The organism is Streptomyces changchenzhani (genome assembly GCF_039766235.1).
Taxonomy (GTDB): domain Bacteria; phylum Actinomycetota; class Actinomycetes; order Streptomycetales; family Streptomycetaceae; genus Streptomyces.
In genome coordinates this window covers 165,668-187,906 of sequence record NZ_JBDHNH010000001.1, presented here as the reverse complement: position 1 = coordinate 187,906, position 22,239 = coordinate 165,668, and the positions used below count along the sequence as shown (strand labels likewise).

The 22,239-nt window shown below is 70.1% G+C and carries 21 protein-coding genes; 11 read left to right on the top strand and 10 right to left on the bottom strand.

The genetic code is table 11. The features are described from left to right. Window positions 1-123: 123 nt before the first annotated feature. Window positions 124-1,311, top strand: coding sequence for an acyl-CoA dehydrogenase family protein (locus ABCR94_RS00955; RefSeq protein ID WP_347117023.1), 1,188 nt, complete (start codon window positions 124-126; stop codon window positions 1,309-1,311). Then, the gene (locus ABCR94_RS00950; protein WP_347117022.1) at window positions 1,311-1,808 is read left to right on the top strand and encodes a nitroreductase family deazaflavin-dependent oxidoreductase; all 498 of its coding nucleotides are present in this window, start codon (window positions 1,311-1,313) and stop codon (window positions 1,806-1,808) included. The genes ABCR94_RS00955 and ABCR94_RS00950 overlap by 1 nt, the downstream gene beginning before the upstream one ends. Window positions 1,809-2,023: 215 nt before the next feature. Here ABCR94_RS00950 and ABCR94_RS00945 read toward each other — a convergent pair whose 3' ends face one another. Continuing rightward, a complete protein-coding gene (locus tag ABCR94_RS00945; RefSeq protein ID WP_347117021.1) occupies window positions 2,024-2,671 on the bottom strand; it encodes a TetR family transcriptional regulator in 648 nt (215 codons plus the stop codon). A gap of 413 nt (window positions 2,672-3,084) precedes the next feature. Here ABCR94_RS00945 and ABCR94_RS00940 point away from each other — a divergent pair, with 413 nt between their 5' ends. After that, complete coding sequence (locus ABCR94_RS00940) at window positions 3,085-3,981, top strand: VOC family protein (RefSeq protein WP_347117020.1); 897 nt, start codon at window positions 3,085-3,087, stop codon at window positions 3,979-3,981. Window positions 3,982-4,294: 313 nt separating this feature from the next. Further along, window positions 4,295-6,787: a protein serine/threonine kinase AfsK gene (gene afsK, locus ABCR94_RS00935; RefSeq protein ID WP_347117019.1), complete on the top strand. Its 2,493-nt coding sequence runs from the start codon at window positions 4,295-4,297 to the stop codon at window positions 6,785-6,787. A 16-nt stretch (window positions 6,788-6,803) separates the two neighbouring features. On the opposite strand, the gene ABCR94_RS00930 is transcribed toward afsK, so the two are convergent. Further along, window positions 6,804-7,370: a hypothetical protein gene (locus ABCR94_RS00930; protein ID WP_347117018.1), complete on the bottom strand. Its 567-nt coding sequence runs from the start codon at window positions 7,368-7,370 to the stop codon at window positions 6,804-6,806. A gap of 196 nt (window positions 7,371-7,566) precedes the next feature. Here ABCR94_RS00930 and ABCR94_RS00925 point away from each other — a divergent pair, with 196 nt between their 5' ends. Then, window positions 7,567-8,124, top strand: a complete 558-nt coding sequence (locus tag ABCR94_RS00925) for a hypothetical protein (protein WP_347117017.1) — start codon at window positions 7,567-7,569, stop codon at window positions 8,122-8,124. 576 nt (window positions 8,125-8,700) lie between these two features. Here the strand turns inward: ABCR94_RS00925 and ABCR94_RS00920 are convergent. The 3 genes from ABCR94_RS00920 to ABCR94_RS00915 all read right to left on the bottom strand — a co-directional run bounded on the left by ABCR94_RS00920 (window position 8,701) and on the right by ABCR94_RS00915 (window position 11,131). Continuing rightward, the gene (locus tag ABCR94_RS00920) at window positions 8,701-9,063 is read right to left on the bottom strand and encodes a cupin domain-containing protein (RefSeq protein WP_347117016.1); all 363 of its coding nucleotides are present in this window, start codon (window positions 9,061-9,063) and stop codon (window positions 8,701-8,703) included. A 190-nt stretch (window positions 9,064-9,253) separates the two neighbouring features. Then, window positions 9,254-9,484, bottom strand: a complete 231-nt coding sequence (locus ABCR94_RS39010; protein WP_521975909.1) for a DUF7848 domain-containing protein — start codon at window positions 9,482-9,484, stop codon at window positions 9,254-9,256. A 409-nt stretch (window positions 9,485-9,893) separates the two neighbouring features. Further along, window positions 9,894-11,131 (bottom strand): IS3 family transposase gene (locus tag ABCR94_RS00915; RefSeq protein WP_347117015.1). Its coding sequence is split into 2 segments (ribosomal slippage): window positions 9,894-10,858 and window positions 10,858-11,131, totalling 1,239 coding nucleotides; the frame shifts between segments, so codons are not numbered across the junction. 223 nt (window positions 11,132-11,354) lie between these two features. Here ABCR94_RS00915 and ABCR94_RS00910 point away from each other — a divergent pair. From ABCR94_RS00910 to ABCR94_RS00900, 3 genes are read left to right on the top strand one after another with little or no spacing between them, the layout of a single operon-like run. Next, entirely contained in the window at window positions 11,355-11,615 is a 261-nt protein-coding gene (locus tag ABCR94_RS00910) for a hypothetical protein (protein WP_347117014.1), read from the top strand. Then, entirely contained in the window at window positions 11,581-12,105 is a 525-nt protein-coding gene (locus tag ABCR94_RS00905) for a DUF6879 family protein (protein WP_521975907.1), read from the top strand. Before ABCR94_RS00910 ends, ABCR94_RS00905 begins: the two co-directional genes overlap by 35 nt. 18 nt (window positions 12,106-12,123) lie before the next feature. Beyond that, window positions 12,124-12,972, top strand: coding sequence for a helix-turn-helix domain-containing protein (locus tag ABCR94_RS00900; RefSeq protein ID WP_347117013.1), 849 nt, complete (start codon window positions 12,124-12,126; stop codon window positions 12,970-12,972). A gap of 66 nt (window positions 12,973-13,038) precedes the next feature. Here the strand turns inward: ABCR94_RS00900 and ABCR94_RS00895 are convergent, their stop codons facing one another. From ABCR94_RS00895 to ABCR94_RS00885, 3 genes are read right to left on the bottom strand one after another with little or no spacing between them, the layout of a single operon-like run. After that, window positions 13,039-13,809 carry an enoyl-CoA hydratase/isomerase family protein gene (locus ABCR94_RS00895; RefSeq protein ID WP_347117012.1) on the bottom strand — a complete coding sequence of 257 codons (771 nt, stop codon included), beginning with the start codon at window positions 13,807-13,809 and terminating at the stop codon, window positions 13,039-13,041. Then, the gene (locus tag ABCR94_RS00890; protein WP_347117011.1) at window positions 13,806-14,261 is read right to left on the bottom strand and encodes a Zn-ribbon domain-containing OB-fold protein; all 456 of its coding nucleotides are present in this window, start codon (window positions 14,259-14,261) and stop codon (window positions 13,806-13,808) included. Before ABCR94_RS00890 ends, ABCR94_RS00895 begins: the two co-directional genes overlap by 4 nt. Before the next feature lie 6 nt (window positions 14,262-14,267). After that, window positions 14,268-15,416: a lipid-transfer protein gene (locus ABCR94_RS00885; RefSeq protein WP_347117010.1), complete on the bottom strand. Its 1,149-nt coding sequence runs from the start codon at window positions 15,414-15,416 to the stop codon at window positions 14,268-14,270. Window positions 15,417-15,507: 91 nt separating this feature from the next. Here ABCR94_RS00885 and ABCR94_RS00880 point away from each other — a divergent pair, with 91 nt between their 5' ends. Together ABCR94_RS00880 and ABCR94_RS00875 are read left to right on the top strand one after the other, a co-directional pair. Continuing rightward, entirely contained in the window at window positions 15,508-17,124 is a 1,617-nt protein-coding gene (locus ABCR94_RS00880; protein ID WP_347117009.1) for a FadD3 family acyl-CoA ligase, read from the top strand. Between the two features lie 107 nt (window positions 17,125-17,231). Then, window positions 17,232-17,429: a hypothetical protein gene (locus tag ABCR94_RS00875; protein WP_347117008.1), complete on the top strand. Its 198-nt coding sequence runs from the start codon at window positions 17,232-17,234 to the stop codon at window positions 17,427-17,429. A gap of 82 nt (window positions 17,430-17,511) precedes the next feature. Here ABCR94_RS00875 and ABCR94_RS00870 read toward each other — a convergent pair whose 3' ends face one another. Then, on the bottom strand, window positions 17,512-17,682 hold the full coding sequence (locus ABCR94_RS00870) for a co-regulatory small protein AfsS (RefSeq protein WP_347117007.1): 171 nt from the start codon (window positions 17,680-17,682) through the stop codon (window positions 17,512-17,514). A 202-nt stretch (window positions 17,683-17,884) separates the two neighbouring features. Continuing rightward, on the bottom strand, window positions 17,885-20,854 hold the full coding sequence (afsR, locus tag ABCR94_RS00865; protein ID WP_347117006.1) for an SARP-family global regulator AfsR: 2,970 nt from the start codon (window positions 20,852-20,854) through the stop codon (window positions 17,885-17,887). 135 nt (window positions 20,855-20,989) lie between these two features. Here afsR and ABCR94_RS00860 point away from each other — a divergent pair, with 135 nt between their 5' ends. Beyond that, entirely contained in the window at window positions 20,990-22,216 is a 1,227-nt protein-coding gene (locus ABCR94_RS00860) for an amidohydrolase family protein (RefSeq protein ID WP_347117005.1), read from the top strand. The last annotated feature ends 23 nt before the right edge of the window (window positions 22,217-22,239 follow it).

The window sequence follows — 22,239 nt, the reverse complement described above, 5'->3', positions numbered from 1 at the left end:
AAGGGGCGGGGAGGGAACAGCCCGCCACAGGCGCCCACCACCCCACACCCACCCACCCGCACCCCTGTCCATCTCCCCCGCCCACCTCTAACATGACGACCCGTCAGAGATGGAGGGGAGCCCATGGACGCCGCCTTCACCGCGGAACAGGACGAGATCCGCCGCACCCTGCGCGAACTGCTGGCCAAGCGATGCGGGCCCGACGAGGTGAAAGCCGCCGTCAGGACCGCCGTCGGGTACGACAGGGAACTCTGGAAGCAGCTCGCCGAACAGCTCGGGCTGCCCGGTCTCGCCCTGCCCGCCGCATACGGGGGAGTCGGCTGCGGCTCGGCCGAACTCGCCCTCGCCTGCGAGGAGACGGGCCGCACTCTGCTGCCCTCCCCGCTGTTCGCCACCGCCGCACTCGCCGCACCCCTGATCACCGCCCTGGGCACGGACGCCCAGCGCACCGCCCTGCTGCCGGCCATCGCCGGGGGCACCCTGACCGCCACCCTCGCCGTACCCGGCGGCAGCCTCAGCGCCGCACTCGCCCTGACCGGCGACAATGCGGGCGGCGAGTGGGCCGGGGGCGGCCGGGCCGGCGGGGTGCAGGCGCGACGTACCGACGACGGCTGGCGGCTCTACGGGGAGGCCGGGCAGGTCCTCGACGGGCACAGCGCGGGCCTGCTCCTGGTCGCGGCGCACACCGGCGGCTTCGCCCGCAGCCGCGTCCTGCTGTTCCTCGTCACCGCGGACGCCCCGGGGCTCTCGTGCGCCCGAGAGGTGGCGCTGGACGAGACCCGGCCGCAGGCCCGTATCGAACTGCGCGAGGTCGCGGCCCAGTTGCTCGGCGCGGAGGAGAGCGTCGAAGCGGCCGACGTGCCGGGTGCCCTCGCCGCCGTGGGGCGTACCGCCGCCGCGGTTCTCGCCGCCGAGGCGGTCGGCGCGGCCTCGCAGTCGCTGGAGCGGACCGTCGACTATGTGGGCGCCCGCGAGCAGTTCGGGCGGCCGATCGGCTCGTTCCAGGCGGTCAAGCACCGGCTGGCCGATCTGTACGTACAGGTCCAGGCGGCCCGTTCGGCGGCGTACTACGCGGCCTGGGACCCCTCGGCCGGTGCCCTGGCCCTCGCCCAGGCACTCGAAGCGCTCCGCACGACCGCGGGCGAGGCCGTCCAATTGCACGGCGGGATCGGTTTCACCTGGGAACACGATGCGCATCTCTACTTCAAGCGGGCCGCGTCGGACGAGCTGCTCTTCGGCCCGGTCCATCGGCTGCGGGCCCGCGCCGCCGAGGTCGCGGACCTCTTCGAACCGAAGGAGCTGGCCGTCTGATGCCGCCCGGAACCCGGCTGATCCAGAAGGTGTCGTCGACCCGCACCTTCGCCAGGATCGCGCCCCACTGCATCCCGGCCATGGACCGCGCGGTCCACCGGCTGACCCGCGGCAAGGTGCTGCTGAGCGCCCAGATGCTGCCGGGCGTCATCCTCGCCGCCAAGGGGGCCAAGAGCGGCCTGCTGCGCACCACACCTCTGGCGTGCATGCCGGAGGAGGGCGGCGGCTGGATCCTGATCGGCAGCAACTTCGGCCGGCCCGGACACCCCGCCTGGACGGCCAATCTGCTGGCCCATCCGGACGTGCTGATCAACTGGCGGGGCCGCGACATCCCCGTCAGGGCGCGACTGCTTGAGGGCGCCGAGCGGGACGCGGTGTGGCAGGCGGCGGTGAAGTTCTGGCCGCCGTACACGACGTATCAGACCAGGGTGGAGCGGCAGATCCGGCTGTTCCGGCTGGTGGAGCGAGAGGCGAAGGCGGAGGCGGAGGCGGTCTAGCCGGACGTGCGAGGCCGGACGTATTCATGCCTGCGGCGGACCACCCGGGTGAGGGGGGTCCGCCGCTGACGTGACAGGACCGGGGCCGGCGGCGACGCCGCCGGTGCACCTCGTTCGCTACTCGATACCCACTATTCGGTTGGTTGGTTGGTTGGTTGGTTGGTTGGTTGGTTGGTTGGTTGGTTCGGTCGGCTCGGCTGCTTCGGCCGCTCCGGCTACTTCGTCGGCTTCTTGCCGGTGATGCCGAGGTGGACCAACAGCGCCAGGTTCGGCTTGAGTTCGGACTGCTTCACACCCCAGGTCGTGAAGCCCTTCTGGTGCGAGGCGACCGCGGCCAGCATCGCGACCAGCGATCCGGCGATCGCCGCCGGGCTGACGTCCTTGTCGACCTTGCCCTTGGACTGGAGATCCTTCATCGAGTCCGTAAGGGAGTTGGTCACGGAGTTCAGGATCTTCATACGGATCTTGTAGAACCGTTTGTCGCCCTCGGCCGCGCCCAGGTCGACCACGCGCAGAATCGCGTCGTTCCTGCGCCAGAACTCGAGGAAACCGTCAACGAGTTCTTCCGCGGTGGCCCAGCCCGCTTTACCCACCCAGGAGCGGGCGGAGACGAGCTCGGTCAACCCGGCTCCCTCCTTGGCCATTTCCTCCGCGATTTCGAGGACAGCGCCCTCGACGTCGGGAAAGTACTGGTAGAACGTCGCGGGTGAAGTCCCCGCCTTACGGGCCACGTCGATGACTTTGACGTCCCGGTAGGGCGACGAGCTGAGCATTTCGCTGAGGCAGTCGAGCAGCTTCTGCCGCGTCGCCTGGCCGCGTCGTCCGGCTACGCGGCCGTCGACGGTGCGTACTTGTCCTGTCATGCCGTCAGCTTACCGAGGGGTGATCGGAGCGCGATTCGGCCGACTGCAAATGGGGAAGAGGGCGTGCGCCGGGCGGGGACCGGGCGTCACCCGGACGTACCGTCGGCCGGCCCCGGACGTCTCGGCGGCCTGATCCCGAACCTCCCGGTGGCGTGATCCCGGCCCTCCGGGCGGCCCGGGCCGCCCGGACAGCCCGGATACCCCCGGCGGACCGATTCGGAGGCCCCACGGGGGTCCTTCCCCAGGGTCCGCGGACCGTGTCCCGGCCGCTCCCGCCACGAATAGTCTTATCAACAGCCTGTGGATAACTTCGGTGGACAACCCATGGGGGGCAAGGGAAATGCGCCGATATTGGGCCAATTGTTCGAGTGTTTTCGGCTGCACAAGGTGGGTGCGCTGGCTACTTTGATCCCATGGCCGTATTCGCGGAAGGCACGCCGTGCTGGGTGGATGTGGCGCTCGACGACCTCGAAGCGGGCAAGCGCTTCTACGGTTCCCTCTTCGGGTGGACGTTCGCGGATGCGGGCACTGCGACACAGAGCGCGTTCGTGAACGCGCTCAGTGACGGCCTGAAGGTCGCCGCTCTGGCGCCCAAGCGCGACGGCCGCATGCCCACCGCCTGGGGTGTCTACTTCGCCACCGACGACATCGTCGCACTCGCCGCGAAGGTCCGGGCGGCGGGCGGCCAACTGCTGACCGACCCGGTGGCCGTCGAGCCACTCGGCGTGATGGCGGTGGCCGCCGACCCCGGTGGTGGTGTCTTCGGGCTCTGGCAGGCGGGCACGCACAGCGGCTTCGAGAAGAGGGACGAGCCGGGCTCCTTCTGCTGGACCGAGGTCTACACGCACGACAAGGAACTGATCGACCCGTTCTACGAGACGGTCTTCGGCTTCGAGGGGCGCAGTCGGTCCGAGGAACACGCCCGGTCCGAGGAACTCGCCCAGGACGAGGAGCTCGCCCGTTCCGAGGGGGACGCCCAGTCCGAGGAGCGTGCCCAAGGCGACGCGGGTGTCGATTTCCGCACCTGGTCCCTGGCCGGCACCGAGCCGGGGCCCGAGACCGCGATCGGCGGTCGCAGCGTCATGAGCGACGCCTTCCCCGTCGAGATGCCCGACCACTTCCTGGTCTATTTTGTCGTCGAGTCCTGCGACGGAGCCGTGGAGGCGACCAAGCGCCTCGGCGGGCGCGTCCAGCTGCCGCCGGTCGACACCCCGTTCGGGCGGATCGCGGTGCTTGTCGACAATCAGGGCGCCACTTTCGCCGTTCTGGCCGAGCCCGAGAAGACCCTGGACGGGTCCGAGAAGACTTGAGAACAGGTCCGAGGGGACTTGAGAACGGATCCCAGGAGGCTTGAGAACGGATCCGGCAGGCCCGATCATGTCCGACCGGCGGTGTCCGCGTCGGCCCGAGCCACGCCCATAACGCGCTTATCCGGGCAAAATTCGTATAACGCACCCGTGTGGTGTGTCCGAATCAGGGTGAGACACCTCGGTCCGGCCCTGGGTTCGCCTCCACCGCCTCCGACAGGAAGAATCAGGGTGCGCGCCGCTGGGTGGTGCCCAGTGGTGAGACGCTGCATGGGGCTGTGTTTGCGGCCTTGTACGGGGAGGTGGCAGGCAAGTGATGGAGCAGCTGACGCAGCACGACCCGCGACGGATCGGCCCGTTCGAGGTGCTGAGCCGGCTCGGGGCCGGCGGCATGGGGCTGGTCTATCTCGCGCGCTCGGCGTCGGGCCGGCGAGTGGCGATCAAGACGGTACGGACCGAGCTCGCCGAGGACCAACTGTTCCGCGTCCGCTTCACGCGTGAGGTGGAGGCGGCACGGGCCGTCAGCGGGTTCTACACGGCGGCCGTCGTGGACGCCGATCCGCGGGCGGCGGTGCCATGGCTGGCCACGGCGTACGTGCCCGCTCCCTCGCTTGAGGAAATAGTGAATGAGTGCGGGCCGATGCCCGCCCAGGCGGTGCGCTGGCTGGCCGCCGGTATCGCCGAGGCCCTGCAGTCGATCCACGGCGCGGGCCTGGTCCACCGCGACCTCAAGCCGTCGAACGTCCTGGTGGTCGAGGACGGCCCCCGGGTCATCGACTTCGGTATCGCGTCCGGGGTTTCCAACACCCGGCTGACCATGACCAACGTGGCCGTGGGCACCCCCGCGTACATGTCGCCCGAGCAAGCGCGGGACTCGCGCAGCGTGACGGGCGCCAGTGATGTCTTCTCGCTCGGGTCGACGCTGGTCTTCGCGGCGACCGGGCATGCGCCCTTCCACGGTGGCAACCCCGTCGAGACCGTGTTCATGCTGCTGCGGGAAGGCCCCGACCTGGCGGGTCTGCCTGATGAACTGCTACCGCTGATCAAGTCGTGCATGGGGAGGGAGGCGCCGCTGCGGCCCAGCCCGGCCGACCTCCAGTCGCAGCTCGCGCCGCACCTCTTCGCCTCCGGCCAGGACGACAGCGGTACGGCGTCGGCCTGGCTGCCGCCGCGCGCCACCGCGATGATCGAGCTGCGCCGTGGGGGCGGGCGCACGGCCGTGCCGAGCGCGCCCCCGGTGCGCGCCCAGGCGCCGACACCGCCACGCCCGCAGGGCCCGCCGCCGTCGGCGACCGCGCCGTCGTACGCGCAGGCGCAGGGCGGGGGCCAGGGCCAGCAGGGTCAGGGTGTCCAGCTGCGGTCCGCGCACGCCGCCCAGGGTGCGCCGGCCGCGCAGGGGGCCCGCGGCGCGGGCGCCCACGCGGCGCAGGCTCCGCAGCACGCCGTACGGCTGCCCGGGGTGACGGTGCCGATCGGGCCAGGACCGCGGGTCGCCGACGCGCACGCGGGGGCCGCGCCGGCCCAGGCGGGTCAGGCCACCGGCTGGATCAGGCCGCCCGCCGGGGTGACCGCAGCCGCGGTGAACGGGGCGGACGCGCCGACCGGTGTCATGCAGCCCCCGTCCGTACCGGCGCCCGCACCTGCGGCCGACGACGTGGGGCCGTCCGGGGCGTGGCGGCCCTGGCGGTTCCGGATGTCCAACGATGTGTGGGGCACCCCGGCCGTCGCGGACGGCCTCGTCTACGTCACCTCCTTCGAGGTGCACGCCCTCGACGTGGCCAGCGGCAGGCGGCGGTTCAAGACGCGTGACGTCGCCTGGGCGATGGCGGTCGCGGGCGGTCGTATACACGCCTCCGACGGCCCCACGCTGTACGCCCTCGACGCGACGGACGGCGCCGAGCGGTGGCGCCTCCAGACCGACGCCTGGGTGTACTCGCTCAAGGCGGACCGCGGCACGGTGGTCACCGGCACCCGCGGCGGCGGGGTCCAGGCGTGGGAGGCCGCGAACGGCCAGAAGCTGTGGGAACTCAGCGGCGCGCAGACCGACTTCGAGACCCCGGAGGCGGGGCCCGCGCTGCACGACGACGCGGTGTACGTGTGGCAGGACGCCCGGCTGCGCTCCCTCGACGCCCGCACGGGCACCGAGCGCTGGTCGTACCCGATCGGCGACGCGGCCTCCTGCGGCGGGGTGCCGGTGCGGGTGACGCCCGCGCCCGACGGCTATGTCTATGTCGCCGCCGGTACGCGCGTCCTCGCCGTCGACACCGTCAGCGGCCGGGTGCGCTGGCACTTCGAGGCCCCGGCGGTCTTCCTCAGCGCGCCCGCCTTCGCGCCGGGCCCGGCCGTCACCGGCGGCGGTGTCTACCTCGCCGACTACCTCGGCACGGTGTACGCCCTCGACGCGTCCACCGGCAAGGACCGCTGGCGGATCGCGACCGAGTCCCGCCAGTCGATCGAGCCGGTCCTGGTCGCCGCGGGCAACGTCCATGTGGGCAGCGGCAGCGCGCTCTACACCCTGGACGCGGTCACCGGCACGCCCAAGTGGCGCTTCGCGGCGGGCGGCGAGGTCGTCGGCGCGCCGGTGGTCTCCGACGGCCGGGTCCACTTCGGCTCCGCGGACCACTGCCTCTACACACTGGACGCGAGCGGCGGCCAGTTGCGCTGGAAGCTGGCGACGGGCGGCGAGATCACCGGTTCGTTGGTGGCGCAGGACGGCGTGATCTACGCATGCAGCAAGGACCGTTGTGTGTACGCGCTGGACGCGGTGAAGGGTACGGCGACGGGCCGTTCCGGGGGTGCGCAGGCCTGACGGGGACGGGCAGTCGCTATGCCTTGGGGTTCGGCGGGTTCGGCGGGTTCGGCTGCTGCGGCCCGTCCAGCGTCGGATGCCGGGGGCGGGGCTCCTCCTCCACCGGATACGCGGGGCCCGTCGGTTCTGCGGGGCCGGGCGCGTGGCTGTCGTACCGGTGGCGGCCGGGTCGGTGGCGGCCGTGCAGGGCGCCGGCGGCCAGCAGCAGGAGTACGCCGCCGCCGAGGGCGTACGCGACGCCGAGCTTCAGGCCCGTACCGTCGGAGTTCACCGCGAGGCTGCCCTCGGCCATGCCCACGCGGACCATCCACAGGATGGTGAAGCCGAGGACGACGATCCCCGCGAACGCGACCAGCAGCCGGGACCGCAGCAGCAGGCCGATCAGGGTCACCACGGCCGCGAAGACGAACGGCAGAATGATCGAGCCGACCAGCTCCGCCGAGGTGCCGGTGATCCCGCTGAACAGGTCCTGGATGCGGTAGTCACGGCCGTGCCGCCCGTCGTGCCAGGCGTGGAAAGGGCTCAGTACGGCCGCCGTCGCTCCCACGAGAGCGAGGATCCATCCGAGGACGTTACGGAGCATCACCGGCCTCCTTCGGACTTCGGACGGCTCTCGAAACTCTCGATCACGACGCTACGCCCACCGTGCAGGAGCTGCCAGTCGCGGACCGGCGGTGGCTGCGGCAAAGCACGTTTGCCAGTGTGTCCGGCGGCGATCTAATGTGACGTGCGCCCGTCAATCGGGCGCCAAACATTACGATTTCAACGGGGGTTGAAGCGTGAAGCTTCGTCATGTCCGCGCGGTCGCCATCTGCGGTATCGCTGTTGTCGCACTCACCGGAGCCCGTGGTTCCCACGGTGGCAGTTGCGACAACAGCAGCAGCAGCAGTGGCAGTAGCGGTGGTTCGAGCAGCAGTAGCAGCAGCAGTAGCAGCAGCGGCGGGTCGAGCTACGACGACGACGACTCGACGTCGGGCGGCTCCTCCACCACCGGCGACACCACCTCGTCGGGCACCACGGGTTCGGTCTCCGGCAGCAGTGGCAACAAGGGCGCCAACGACGTCCGGATCGACTCCTGCACATACGACTCGGCGCGGGGCATCGTGGCTGCGGTCAGCGCGAAGAACAGCAGCGCGTCGGAGACGTACTCGTACTCCTTCACCGTCTCCTTCACGGACCCGACCGGCACGACTCTCGGCGAGCGCAGCCCCAGCATTCCGATGGTGCTCGCGGGTCAGACGGACACGCTGGATGTCGCTACGCCGTACGTGCCTCAGGAGGGTGCGACGTCGGGTGGCAAGTGCACGCTGAAGAATGTGAAGCGGACGGTTTCCTGACGTTCCTGACGTCAGGGCTTGTTCCTGAAGCCAGGGTTTCGCGCATTCCCGCATTTCCGCAGGTCGCCACCGGGTCCCGGTAAACCGCGTCCCGGTCGGCCGCGCCCTTACCTAAAGAACTGGGCGAAAGAAACGACCTACCCACTCCTCCAACTCCCAACGTCACACGATCGGGTGAGGGAGCGTCCGGAATGCGGAGGGGTGCGGTACGGTCGGCGCGACAACCCAACAAAAAACGTCGACCCCCGGCGGGATTGCACTCCACACCGAGGGTCTGACCACCAAGGAAGAGACACCTTCCCGATGACTGCTCCCCAGTCTAGTGCCGCCCTGTGCGCGCTCCCCGAGGACGCTCCGCGTGCCGGAGTTCTTCACGTACGTCACCGCCACACCGACCGGTTCACGGTCGTCGGCAATCACCTCGCCCAGCACAGATCGCTCTCGGCGTCCGCGATCGGCCTGGCCGTGTACATCCAGTCGCTGCCGGACGGCGCATCCATCACGGCGAAGGCGCTGATCTCAGGACGGCCGTGCGTAGGCGGAGGGCCCAAGGCCCCGAGCGGCGCCGGGTTTCGCCTACCGCTTGGCGTACTCGCCGAACCCCGACCAGTCGATGACGACACACGCTTCGTCGCCGACGATCCAGGCATCGTGACCCGGCGGACAGATCATGAAGTCGCCCGGACCGAACTCGTCGGATTCGCCGTCATCCATGACGATCTTCATGCGGCCCGAGACCACGTAGCCCGTGTGCGCGGCTTGGCAGCTTTCGGTCTTGGCGATCGGCTTGACGTGCTTGGACCACTGCCAGCCCGGTTCGAAGGTCGCCCGTCCTACGGGGCCCTCTTCGGAGTTGACGAGTTCAAGTTTCCCCTTGTTCTCTTCGAAGGGGCGGGTTTCGTCGGGTGAGCTGAGGCTCTTGCGGACGAGGCCGGACATGGATTCCTCCAGGGGCGGAGTAGCGGTCACCTAGGAGCGCCTCGAGAATTTTGACGCTGAGGCGATACGGGCTAATTGTACCAATACCACGGCCTGTCGCGAGTCGGACCTGCGACTCACCCGGTCGGCCAGGAGGTGGTTGGCCGCTGGTGCGTCGCGGTCGCTGTAGCACCGGGAGTGGGTGGGGAGGTCAGGTACGGGGGGTTGCCCTGAGGGGGACCCGCATGGTCTCGCTGTACCCGGTGTGGCCGGTCCGGCCGGCGTGCCTCAGGGCCCATGAGTCCGGGCCGAGTTGGCCTTCGTCGGCGCCCGACATTTCCGGGCACGTGGTGCATTGGATTGCGCGGGTCGTCGGTGGTACGTCCTCGGACGTGTTCGCGCCGAGCGACCAGTCCGCTTTCCGGATCACTGAGCGGGGCATCGTTTCTCACCCGCCTTTCGCGGCCAGGACACGTCGGAGTACTCGTGGTGGTGGTCGCCGTCGTGCCCCGGCTCGCGGGTGCAGCACCGTACGGGGGTATCTGGCTTCGGCTCCCAGCAGATGCGGAGCCCCGTGGGCCGGAGGATCGTGGCCGCTGCGTTGTTCATGAGCGGCTCCTCGTCAATGTGGCGCGCTCGGCGGCGGGGACCAGGCCGCGCTGCTCGCGGCACGGCGCGCACGCGGACTGTGGATGGGGTGCGCCTGACGGCCGCTCGATTGACTGGATCACCTTGGCTGTACCGGAGGGCCCTTGATGCCAGTGGCACCAGGCGCCGGACAGTTCCGTGTCGGTCGCCGTCGAGGGGCGGGGTGCGAGGTCCATTGAACCGTTCCGGATTCGGTAGAGACTCTAGATTGTGGCTGTGACCTGCAGATTTGTCTGATGTTGGTAGTGGACGGCTTCGTATTCGGCTGGCGGGACGTGGCCTATCTCACCGTGGAGTCGGCGGTGGTTGTACCAGTCGACCCATTCGGCGGTGGCCAACTCGACGTCGCTGAGGGCCTTCCAGGGCCGCTGGGGCTTGATGAGTTCGGTTTTGTACAGCCCGATGGTCGATTCCATCAGCGCGTTGTCGAGGGCGTCGCCGACGGTGCCGATGGAGGCCGCGATCTGTTCGGACGCCAGGTGAGCGGCGAGACGGAAGCTGGTGTACTGCGAACCGGCGTCAGAGTGATGGATCAACTCCCGTGCAATGACTGGGGTGTTCGCGCGGTCGCGCTGCCACAGGCCCATTTCGAGTGCGGACAGCACGAGCGGTGTCTGCTTGTTCGTCGCGGCGGACCAGCCGATGATCCGGCGGGAGAAGGTGTCGACGACGAAGGCGACGTAGACGGTGCCGGACCAGGTGGCCACGTAGGTGAAGTCTGCGACCCAGACCCGGTTCGGGGCGCTGGCCACAAACTGCCGGCCCAGCCGGTCCGGGGCCCGCTCTGCTTCCTTGTCCGCCTTGGTGGTGACGATCTTCTTCCCGCGCACCGCTCCCGTGATGCCTTCGGCCTTCATCAGGCGCTCGACGGTGCACCGGGCCACCTGATGACCTTGCCGTTTCAGTTCGGCCCAGATCTTGCGGGCTCCGTAGACGCTGTAGTTGTCCCGGAAGATCTCCACGATCAGGAGTGCCAGTTCCGCGTCCCGCATGGCACGGGCCGACGGTGGGCGCTTCTTGTGGGCGTAGTAGGTGGACGGGTGGATGCTGCAGTCGTGCTCGGTGAGCGTCCTGCAGATCGGCTCGACTCCGCCGAAGCGGTCCCGGTGCTCGTCGATGAACGCTACGAGCGTGTGTGTGGCCGGTCGAGCTCGGCCGCGAAGAAACTTGCCGCAGCCTTGAGGATCTCGTTCGCCCGCTTCAGCTCGGCGACCTCCCTCTTCAGGGCCTTGAGCTGGGCGGATTCCTCGGTTGTGGTCCCGGTCCGGGCACCGGCGTCGACTTCTGCCTGCCGCACCCAGTTCCGCAAGGACTCCGGCCCGATGTCGAGCTTCGCTCCGATCGAGCGGATCGCCGCGGACTCGGTCTTGTACTGATCACGAGTCTCCAGGACCAGACGCACGGCCCGCTCCTTGAGCTCCTTCGGATATTGCTTCGCCATAACGCACTCGATCCTTCCAAAAGATCGAGCCTCGATCAAACCCGGAACGGTTCACCATAGCCAGGGACGGTAGGGCCCGCCCTGACGCACCCGCCACAAACCTGCACCGACTTGCATGCCAATCCATCCGACTGGTTGTTGCACCTACGCCTGCTTGACGGAGCGCTCCGGAGGGCGGACGGTGGTGCAAGTCTGAGCAAGTACCGAGGCGTTGGAGGTCGGCATGACGGTACGGTTCGTCGGCATTGATCCAGACACAGACGAGGACCATTGCCCGACGGTGTGGGTGGACACCCAGACACAAGAGCTGCTTTTCCAAGGGTGGAAGCCCGACACAGCCACCGTGACGGTGTGCGAGTCGACCAGCCCCGGGCGTGGGTCTGTTCCGGAGAGCGAGGCCATCGTCAGGATTCCGGCCCAGATGGTGCCGATGATCAGGGAGGCATGCGATGCAGTTGAGCGCGGGAATACCGAGCTTCGCTGAGCTGCTGGCCGACTGCACCGACTCCGCGGTGCACCTCGAACTCCGGGACAGCTACGCGGACAACGAACGGTTCGCAGCGTGGCGCAGCGGGGAGCGCATCGGCTGGGACAACCGGGAGTCCTGGTGGCGACCGTTCCACCAGACCGTGGCGGACGCCGTCGCCCGCGGTGTCGTTGTCCGCCGGGCGCGCGTCGTGTCCGAGCCGGTCAGCGAGTACATCCGTTGGGAGTACTACGCCACGGCGGCAAACATCGCGGCGGACGAGCAGGTCCGATGGCTGCCACGCCGACAAGCGACGGGCCTGGCACTACCCGGCAACGACCATTGGCTCCTCGACGGGCGGCTGCTGCGTATCCATCACTTCGACGGAGACGGCAACGTCATCGAGGACGAGCTGACCAGCGACACCGAGACCGTGAAGCTCTGCGCAACCGCTTTCGAATCCGTCTGGGAGCGCGCTGTCCCGCACGACCAGTACGAGATCCACTGACACGCCCGCATCCGGCCGATGCCCCAGTCCCCGTCGTCCAGCGTGCAAGCCGCGCGCGTAGCCCTTGCCGAGCGGCTGCGGGAGCTGCGTCTGGATGCAGGGATCACAAAGCGGGAACTCGCGGCTCGGTGCGGCTGGCACGAGGCGAAGTCCTCACGTATCGAGCACGCCAAGACACCTCCGTCCGACGCGGATATCCGCGCGTGGTGTCAGGCCTGCGGCGCACAGCGGCAGGCCCCTGACCTGATCGTGGCGAACCGACAGGCCGACTCCATGTACGTCCAGTGGAGGCGCCTGCAACGCACGGGCCTGCGGCGACTCCAAGAGGTCAACGCGCCCCTCCATGAGCGCACCCGACGGTTTCGGGTCTACTGCTCGAACGTGATGCCCGGCTACCTCCAGACACCTGGCTACGCGGCGGCCCTACTGTCGTCCATCGCAGCGTTTCGTGGGGCCCCCGACGACGTCACCGAGGCCGTGGCCGCGCGCATGCACCGTTCCCGCGTGGTGCGCGAAGGGGATCGCCAGTTCGCGATCCTCATCGAGGAGGCCGTGCTGTGCTACCGGCTCGGCGACGCCGGGGTGATGGCCGGGCAACTCGGCCATCTGCTGTCCGCCATGGAACTGCCGGCCGTCGCGCTCGGGGTGATCCCTTCTGTGGCATCGCGCGCCATGTGGCCGATCGAGACGTTCACCATTTTCGACGGGCAGCGGGTCCACATCGAGCCGCTCTCGGCATCCATCAAAATCACTGCACCGGATGAGATCGCTCTCTACGAGCAGGCGTTCGGTGAGCTGTACAAGCTGGCCGTGTTCGGAGCGGATGCGCGGTCGCTGATCGTGAAGGCCATCGGCTCCCTTGGGTGACGCCGAAAGCCGGGGCTGCGGTGAGACCCGGGGCGGGCCGGCGCAGTGACCGCCGCGTCTTCGTCCCTACCGCACCCGAAACCCCTTCCGACGGGTCGTGAACAGCTCCGCCTGCTCCTCCGGCGGCAGATTCCCCAGCGCGATCAGCTGCGGCGCCTGCGCCAGTGCCGCGCTTCGGGCGCCCTCCTTCGCCGCCCAGACCGCGCGTACCGTGCCCTGCACCGCCCCGGTCGGGTACGAGGCGATCACCTCGGCCGAGCGCACCGCCGCCGCCAATTCCTCGCCGGGTGGGGTCAGTTCGGAGACCAGGCCGATCTCGTACGCCCGTCGCGCGGAGAGCCGTTCCGCCGTGCCCAGCAGGGACATCCGGGCGACCTCCCCGAACGGCATCCGCTGCGCCATGTAGATCGCCTCGTAGGCGCTGACCATCCCGTACGTCGTATGCGGATCGAAGAAGGTCGCGTCAACGGCGGCGACCACGAACTCCGCCTCGCCCAGCAGATAGAACGCCCCGCCGCACGCCATCCCCCGCACCGCCGCGATCACCGGCTTCCACAGGTCGTTCGCCTTCGGCCCGATGGAGATCAGCGGATCGTCGATCGAGTAGGGGGAAGGAGGCTGCGGCACCTCCACCCCCCGGTCGATTCCCGTGCAGAACGCCCGCGTACCCGCACCCGTCACGACGACCGCCCGAACGCTCTCGTCGAAGCGGAACTCCCGCCACGCCGCCGACAGTTCGGCCGCCGTCGCCAGGTCGATCGCGTTGTGTTTCGCCTCGCGGTCCAGCGTGACGACCGCGACCCCGCTCTCCTTGTCCCGCTCGATACGGATGCTCACGGGCGCTCCAGCAGCCAGCGCGGCACCGTCACGCCGTCACCGGGATCCGTGAAGGCCACCTGCACCCGCGCCCCGATGCGCAGCCGCGCCGGGTCGACCGAGTCGAGTGCGGCGCCGGGTTCGGTGACCACGTTTCCGACGAGCCGGATGCGCGGGGCGTCCGTCAGCTCGACGATCACCGCGTTGTACGGGGCCTGCGCCGCGTACGCGGGCAGGAGCGGGGGGTGCGGCAGGACGTACGACCAGATGCGGCCCTTGCCGCTCATCCGGCGCCACTCACTGTCGAACGACTGGCAGTGCGGGCAGCAGGGGCGCGGCGGGAAGCGCAGCTCGTCGCACGCGGCACAGGCCTGGACGCGGAGTTCGCCCCGGGCGGCGTACTCCCAGAAGGGCGCTCCGTCCTCGTCGGCGACCGGGGTAAGCAGGGCGGAAGTCAGCCGGCTGTCGCTCATCTCGTCTCAACTCCTCAGCAGAATCGCGGAGGTGGGCACACCCTCGCCCGCGGTGACCAGACAGGTGGCGGCGCCGGGAACCTGCGCGGTGCTGGTGCCGCGCAGTTGCTTGACGCCCTCGGTGATGAGGTTGAAGCCGTGGACGTACGCCTCGGACAGGCCCCCGCCACCGGTGTTGATCGGCAGCCGGCCGCCGCTCTCCAGGGCGCCGCCCTCGGTGAACGCGGCGCCCTCGCCCCGCCCGCAGAAGCCGTAGCCCTCCAGGGAGAGGGGGATGAGAGGGGTGAAGGCGTCGTAGATCTGGGCGACGTCGATGTCGTCGGGGCCGAAGTCGGCCTGTTTCCACAGCTGTCGGGCGGCGGTCCAGGAGGGGCCGGTCAGTGGGTCGTCGTTCCAGTAGTTGACCATCCCGTGGTGCTGGGCGGGCAGGCCCTGCGCGACGGAGTGCACGTACACCGGCTTCTGCCGGCAGTCGCGGGCCCGCTCGGCGGAGACGATGACGCAGGCCAGCGCGCCGTCGGTCTCCAGGCAGTTGTCGAAGAGGCACAGCGGGTCGCTGATCCAGCGGGCCGTCATATACATCTCGCGGGTCAGCGGGCGGTCGTACATCATCGCGGCGGGGTTCTGGTTGGCGCGGTTCCGGCAGGCCAGGGCGACATTGAAGAGGTGGTCGCGGGTGGCGCCGTACTCGTGCATATATCTGCGCGCCAGCATCCCTATCTCGTCCGCGGGCCGCAGCAGGCCGAAGGGGCGCGTCCACTGGGCAGGGGTGGGCAGTTGGGCGGTGGTGTTCTTCCAGGGGCGCGGGCCCGATCCGCGCTTGCGTGAGCGCCAGGCCACGCCCACGCTCGCCTGCCCGGTGGTGACGGCCGCGGCGAGGTGGGCGACGGTGGCGCAGGAACCGCCGCCGCCGTAACCGGCCTTGGAGAAGAAGGTGATGTCGCCGGCGCCGATGGACTTGGCGACCTCGACCTCGTCGGTCTCCTCCATCGTGTACGAGGCCATGCCGTCCACTTCGCAGGGGTCGATCCCGGCGTCGGCGAGCGCGGCGAGGATGGCCTGGCAGGCCAGGGTCTTCTCGGACTGGGGGAGGTGTTTGGCGAAGGGCGTCTGCCCCGTGCCGACTATCGCTGTCGCATCCTTGAGCGTCGCCATGTGCCCCTCCGCGATGGTCACGGCTACTGACAGCGCGTCAGGCTACCGCTAATCTGACAGATAGTCAGCTACTGCTGTGGGAGGGCTTGTTATGGGCGCGAACAGGGCGAACAGCGCGAACGGCGCGGACGTCGAGTGGGACAGCATCCCGGAGCTGGTGCGCGGCGCCGCCGAGCGGTACGGCGAGCGTGAGGCCGTGGTCGACGGCCGCACCCGTGTCTCGTACGCCGAACTGGGCGAGCGGGTCGAACGGGCCGCCGCGGCCTGCATGGCCCGCGGTGTCGAGCCCGGTGACCGGGTCGCGGTCTGGGCCCCCAACACCCTCGACTGGATCGTCTGCGCGCTCGGCGCGGTGACGGCGGGGGCGGTCCTGGTCCCGCTCAACACCCGTTTCAAGGGCGCGGAGGCGGCGTACGTCCTGGGGAGCAGCCGCGCCAAGCTCCTCTTCGTCACGGGCACTTTTCTCGGTACGTCGTACGTCGCCTCCCTGCGCAGGGCGACGACGGAGGGCTCCGGCACCGGCCCGCTCCCGTCCCTCCCGCACCTTCGGGAGGTGGTGGTCCTCGCGGACGACGCCCCGGAGAACTTCCTTACCTGGAAGGACTTTTTGGCCTCCGGCGAGGCGGTGTCGGCCGCCGAGGTCCGCACCCGCGCCGACGCGATCGACGCGGCATCCCCGTCCGACATCATCTTCACCTCGGGCACCACGGGCCGCCCCAAGGGTGCGGTGATCACGCATGAGCAGACGCTGCGCGGCTACGACATCTGGTGCGACCTGGCGGGCCTGCGCGAGGGCGACCGCTACTTGATCGTCAACCCGTTCTTCCACACCTTCGGCTACAAGGCGGGCATCATCGCCTGCCTGATGCGCGGCGCGACGATGATCCCGCAGCCGGTCTTCAACGTCGACACAGTGCTGGCGAACATCGCCGCCGAACGCATCTCGGTCCTGCCGGGACCGCCCACCCTCCACCAGTCGCTCCTCGACCACCCGGCCCGCGACGACCACGATCTGTCGGCCCTGCGCCTGGTGGTGACGGGCGCCGCGGTCGTCCCGCTCCAGCTCGTCGAACGCCTCCGCTCCGAGCTGCACATCGCGACGGTCCTCACGGCGTACGGCCTCTCCGAGGCGTCCGGCATCGTGACGATGTGCCGCCGCGGCGACCCGCCGGAGACCATCGCGGCCACCTCGGGCCGGGCCATCCCGGGCACGGAGGTCACGGTCGTGGGGGAGCCGGGCGCACCCGGCGAGGTCCTGGTGCGGGGCTTCAATGTCATGCGGGGCTACTTCGAGGACCCGGTCGGCACGGCGGACGCGTTCACCCCGGACGGGTGGCTGCGTACCGGCGATATCGGCGTACTGGACGCGGCGGGCAATCTGCGGATCACCGACCGGATCAAGGACATGTTCATCGTCGGCGGCTTCAACGCGTACCCGGCGGAGATCGAGCAACTCCTGGGCCTGCACCCGGACATCGCCGATGTTGCGGTGGTCGGCATCCCGGACCCGCGGCTCGGCGAGACGGGCAAGGCGTACGCGGTCCGCCGCCCGGGATCGACGCTCACGGCGCACGACCTGATCGCCTGGTCGCGCCGCGAGATGGCGAACTACAAGGTGCCCAGGGAGGTCGAGTTCGTGACGGAGCTGCCGCGCAACGCGAGCGGCAAGGTCCTGAAGACGGAGCTGCGGGACCAGGGGCGCGTATGACCTGTTACGCCGGACCGTGACTTACGCCGGTATGAGCCTCGTCGGGTTCGTACTCCCACCGCCACTCACTCATGCGTGAGCCGTTCTGGCAGCGCTACCTTGCCGGGATGGCGAAGACGCAGATGTGTATCCGGGTGGACGACGAGATCGCTGAGGCGGCCAGGTGTGCCGCTGTGACCCGAGGGATTTCGGTCAGCGAGTACGTGGCGGGGCTGATCCGTGTCGACGGTGTGCGGCTGCGCAAGATCGAGCAGTGGTTCGTCGAGCGGGAAGCCGCAGTCCGCGACTGCTCGGTGGGCATGTGATGCCCCCCGGACATGCGGCGACCGCGGTGGCATCCCCTCCGCGCCACCGCGGTCGTTCCCCGCCCCCGTTCGGTCCGAAGCCTCAGGCTCCTTCGGACCCCGCGTGGTTGTCCTGGGTCGTGATCTTGCCCGCACCCTCGGAACCGGCGTGGTTGTCCTGGGGAGTGATCTTGGGCTTGGGCTTGCCCGTGCCCGGCGTCCCGGCGTGATTGTCCTGGGTGGTGATCTCTTCGTCCTTCTTGGCGTTGCTCATGCTCGTCTCCCGTTGTGTGCGGTTCTCAAGTCGGTCGACGCCCGTTCGATGACTCCCCCGGGGGTCCTCGAACGGGCGTCGGGGGTCGTTCACCATAGCGGTGAGGCCCTCTGCGAACCGTCGGCCCCCCGGCACGACAGTTCGTTGAACTGAAGGATGCCGGGTGCCGATAAACAATCGATGAACGACCCGGTGGATGGTCTCAGGCAGCCGTCATCGGCGTCAGAAGCGCCTGTACTTCGTCGGCCTCCGCGGCGCCGGTCACCTCGTAGATGCTCAGCGCCTCGCGCCAGCAGGCCCGCGCCCGGTCCACCTGGCCGAGCCGGTCGAGGGCCCGCCCCAGGGTGGTCAGGACGTTGCCGCGCATCCAGTCGCCGCCGATGCAGTGCAGGGCGAGCGCCTGCTCCGCGTGCTGCGCCGCCTGCGCGGGGCGCTGTGCGGTGAGGTGGGCCTGGGCGATGCGGAAATGTGTGGTGCCCTCCCACAGGCGCTGGCGGTTGTCCCGGAAGACGAGCAGTGACTCGCCGAGTTCGTCGAGTGCCTCGTCGGGCCGGCCCGCCGCGGTCAGGGCGATGCCCAGGGCGAAGCGGCCGTTGGCGAGACGCAGGGTCAGGCCGAGTTCGTCGTAGATCGCGATGCCCTGCTCGGCGAGTTCGACCGCGCTGGACGTCCGGTTCATCGAGACGTGGATACGGGACAGATTGCACAGGGCGCTGGCCTCGCCGGGGCGGCTCCCGCAGGCGCGGAAGTTGTCGATGGCGTCGCGCAGATAGCGCTCGCCGTCCGCGTGCCGGTTCTGGTAGAGCGCGATGATGCCGCGGTCGTTGGACGCCCACGCGACCGGTACCGGGTCCCCGGCCGTGCGGGCCCTGAGGGTCGCGAGCCTGGCTTCCTCGTCCGCCGCGTCGAAGCGGCCCGACACCAGGAGGGCATTGGTGAGCGTCGTACGGGCGCGGCCCTCGGCGCGGGCGTCGCCGGCGGCGTGCGCGGCGTCACGCGCGGCCACCGCTGTCGTCTCGTACTGATAGGAGTTGGCCCCCGATTCGGCGAGGTCCTTGGCGGCCCAGAGCAGGTCGACGGCGCGCCTGAGGGTGTGGCCCGTGGCGGACTGCCGGACGCAGGCCAGCAGGCAGTTGGCCTCGATGTACAGCCAGTCGACGGCCGCGTGGCCGTCGGCGAAGTGCAGGCCCGGGCAGTGGGCGGGCTCCAGATGGTCCACCAGCCGGTCCCCGGGCCGCTCCAGCGCGTACACCGTCGCCGCCGTCGCCAGATAGAAGTCGAGCAGCCGCGACATCGCCGCGTCCCGCCCGCCCGGCGCCGGCTCGTCGCGTTCCGCGCAGGAACGCGCGTAGAGCCGTACGAGGTCGTGGTAGCGGTAGCGGCCGGGGGCCGCCGACTCAAGCAGGGACGTGTCGACCAGGGATTCGAGGAGGTCCTCCGTCTCCTGGCGGGACCGGTCGATCACGGCCGCCGCCGCCGCGAGCGAGATGTCCGGGCCGTCCGCGAGGCCGAGCAGGCGGAACGCGCGGGCCTGCTGCGGTTCCAGCTGGCCGTAGCCCAGCTCGAAGGTGGCCTTGACGGCCAGGTCCCCGGCCTGGAGCTCGTCGAGGCGGCGGCGCTCGTCCGCGAGCTTCGCCGCCAGGACCGAGACCGTCCAGGTGCGGCGGGCCGCCAGCCGGGAGGCCGCGATGCGGATGGCCAGCGGGAGGAAGCCGCAGGCGCCCACGACGTCGAGGGCGGCCTCGCGCTCGGACGCCACCCGCTCCGCGCCGACGATCTTCGTGAAGAGCTGGAGGGCTTCCTCGGGGGACATCACATCGAGGTCGATGAGGTACGCCCCGGCCAGGTCGACCATCCGGGTCCGGCTCGTCACCAGCGCCGCCGACCCCGTCGTGCCGGGCAGCAGCGGACGGATCTGGGCGGCGTCGCGGGCGTTGTCGAGCAGGACCAGGATGCGGCGGCCGTCCAGCGTCGAGCGGTAGAGGGCGGCGCGCTCGTCGAGGGTGTCGGGGATGGCCGGGTCGGGCGTGCCCAGCGCGCGCAGGAACGAGCCGAGTACCGTCTCGGGCTCGGCCGCGCGCATCCCGGCGCCCTGGAGGTCGACGTACAGCTGGCCGTCGGGGAAGTGCGGGCGGGCCGCGTGGGCGACGTGCACCGCGAGGGTCGTCTTGCCCACACCGCCGATGCCGGCCAGCGCGGAGACGGCCATGACGCTGGACTCCGCGCCGGCGAGCCGGTCGCCGAGCTCGGTGACGAACGCCGCGCGGCCGGTGAAGTCGGGCACGGTGGCGGGGAGTTGGGCGGGCCGCACCACGGCCGGGGCCGCGGAAGGCGGCGCCTCGACGGGGCGGGCCAGGTCGGCGTCGGCCGCCAGGATGCGCTGCTGGAGCGCGGCCAGCTCGGGGCGGGGGTCCACGCCCAGCTCGTCGGCGAGCAGGCGGCGCGTGTCGGCGTACGCCGCGAGGGCCTCGGCCTGCCTGCCGCTGCGGTACAGGGCGAGCATCAGCAGCTCGCGCAGGCGCTCGCGCAGCGGGTGCGCGGCGGTCAGCGCGGTCAGCTCCGAGATCGCCTCCGCGTGGTGGCCGACCTCCAGGTCCAGGTCGAGGCGGGTCTCGACGAGCTGCAGCCGCCACTCGTCGAGCCGGGTGCGCTGCGTCTCGGCGTACGGCCCCGGGACCGAGGCCAGCGGTTCGCCGTCCCACAGCGCGAGCGCCTCGTTGATCAGGTCGCGGGCGGCGAGGCGGTCGCCGGCGTTACGGGCCTTCTCGGCCCCGGCGGCCAGCTCCTGCGCGATCGCCAGGTCCAGGGTCTCGGCGTCCGCCCGTATCGCGTACCCGCCGGACTCGCTGACCAGGACGCCGGGATCCAGCGCCTTGCGCAGGCGCGAGGCGTACGTCCGTACCGCGGCCAGCGCCTGCGACGGCGGGTCCTCGCCCCACAGCGCGTCGATCAGCTCGGCGGCCGTCGCGGTCCGCCCCTCGCGCAGCAGCAGGGCCGCGAGCAGCGCGCGCTGCTGCGGCGATCCGGTGTTGAGCAGCTCATCACCCCGCCAGGCGCGGACCGGGCCAAGGACGCCGAAGCGCAGTGCCGAGCTCGCCTCCCAGCCGCCCGCGCCGGTCCTTCGGCCGGGGTCGGGACTTCGCTTCCCCGGTGTCCGAGGTATGTCGTCCATCGCACTCCCCCTGCCGTTACCGCCCGTTCGCAAGGGTCAGTTTGCCTTGTCCGTGGCGGTTGCGTCAGCACCGGAACCGAGCTGTCCGCCGCCAGAGAGCTGACGGATCGTCAGATCAACGCTACCGTGGTTCACATGGAGACCTTCCCGAAGATAATCTCGGTGGACGACCACACGGTTGAGCCCCCCAACGTCTGGCGGGACCGGCTCCCGTCCAAGTACAAGGACATCGCCCCGCGGGTGGTTCGCGCCCCATTGAAGGAAATGACCTTCCTGGGGGGAAAGTTCGCCCCCGTGATGGGGGCGAAGGGTGACGAAGGGCCGATAGGTGACTGGTGGGTGTACGAGGACCTGCACCGGCCGCTCACCCGCCTCGACACCGCCGTCGGCTACGACCGGGACGAGATCAAGCTCGAAGTCATCACGTTCGAGCAGATGCGGCCGGGATCCTTCTCGGTCCCCGAGCGCCTCGCCGACATGGACGTGAACCACGTCCAGTCCGCCCTGTGCTTCCCGACCTTCCCGCGCTTCTGCGGCCAGACCTTCACCGAGGCCAAGGACCGTGAACTGGGCCTGCTCGGGGTGCGGGCGTACAACGACTGGATGGTCGACGAGTGGTGCGGCCCGAACGCGCACGGCCGGCTGATCCCGCTCACCCTGGTCCCGCTGTGGGACGCGGAGCTCGCGGCGGCCGAGGTGCGCAGGAACGCGGCGCGCGGCGTACGGGCCGTCGCGTTCTCCGAGATCCCCCCGCACCTGGGGCTCCCGTCCATCCACACCGACGAGTGGGACCCGTTCCTGCGGGCGTGCGACGAGACCGGCACGGTGATCGCCATGCACATCGGGTCCTCGTCGAAGATGCCGTCGACTTCGGCGGACGCGCCGCCCGCGGTGGGCTCCACGATCACCTTCGCCAACTGCTGCTTCTCGATGGTCGACTGGCTGATGAGCGGCAAGTTCGAGCGCTTCCCCAACCTGCGGATCATGTACGCGGAGGGCCAGATCGGCTGGATCCCGTACATCCTGGAGCGCGCGGACGTGGTGTGGGAGGAGAACCGGGGCTGGGGCGGAGTGGCGGACAAGGTGCTGCGACCGCCGTCCGAGCTGTTCGCGGGCCATGTGTACGGCTGCTTCTTCGACGACGCGTTCGGCCTGAAGAACCTCGACTCGATCGGCGTCGCCAACGTCCTGTACGAGACGGACTACCCGCACTCGGACTCCACCTGGCCCAAGTCCAAGGAGGTCGGCGAGCAGCAGATGGGACACCTGGACGCGGACGTGGTGGAGCGGATCGTGCGGGGCAACGCCATCGACCTGCTCGGGCTCACCGCCGACGGACTCTGGGCGGGCCCCGGCGCGTAGCAGTCAGAGCTGTCGGACCGCAC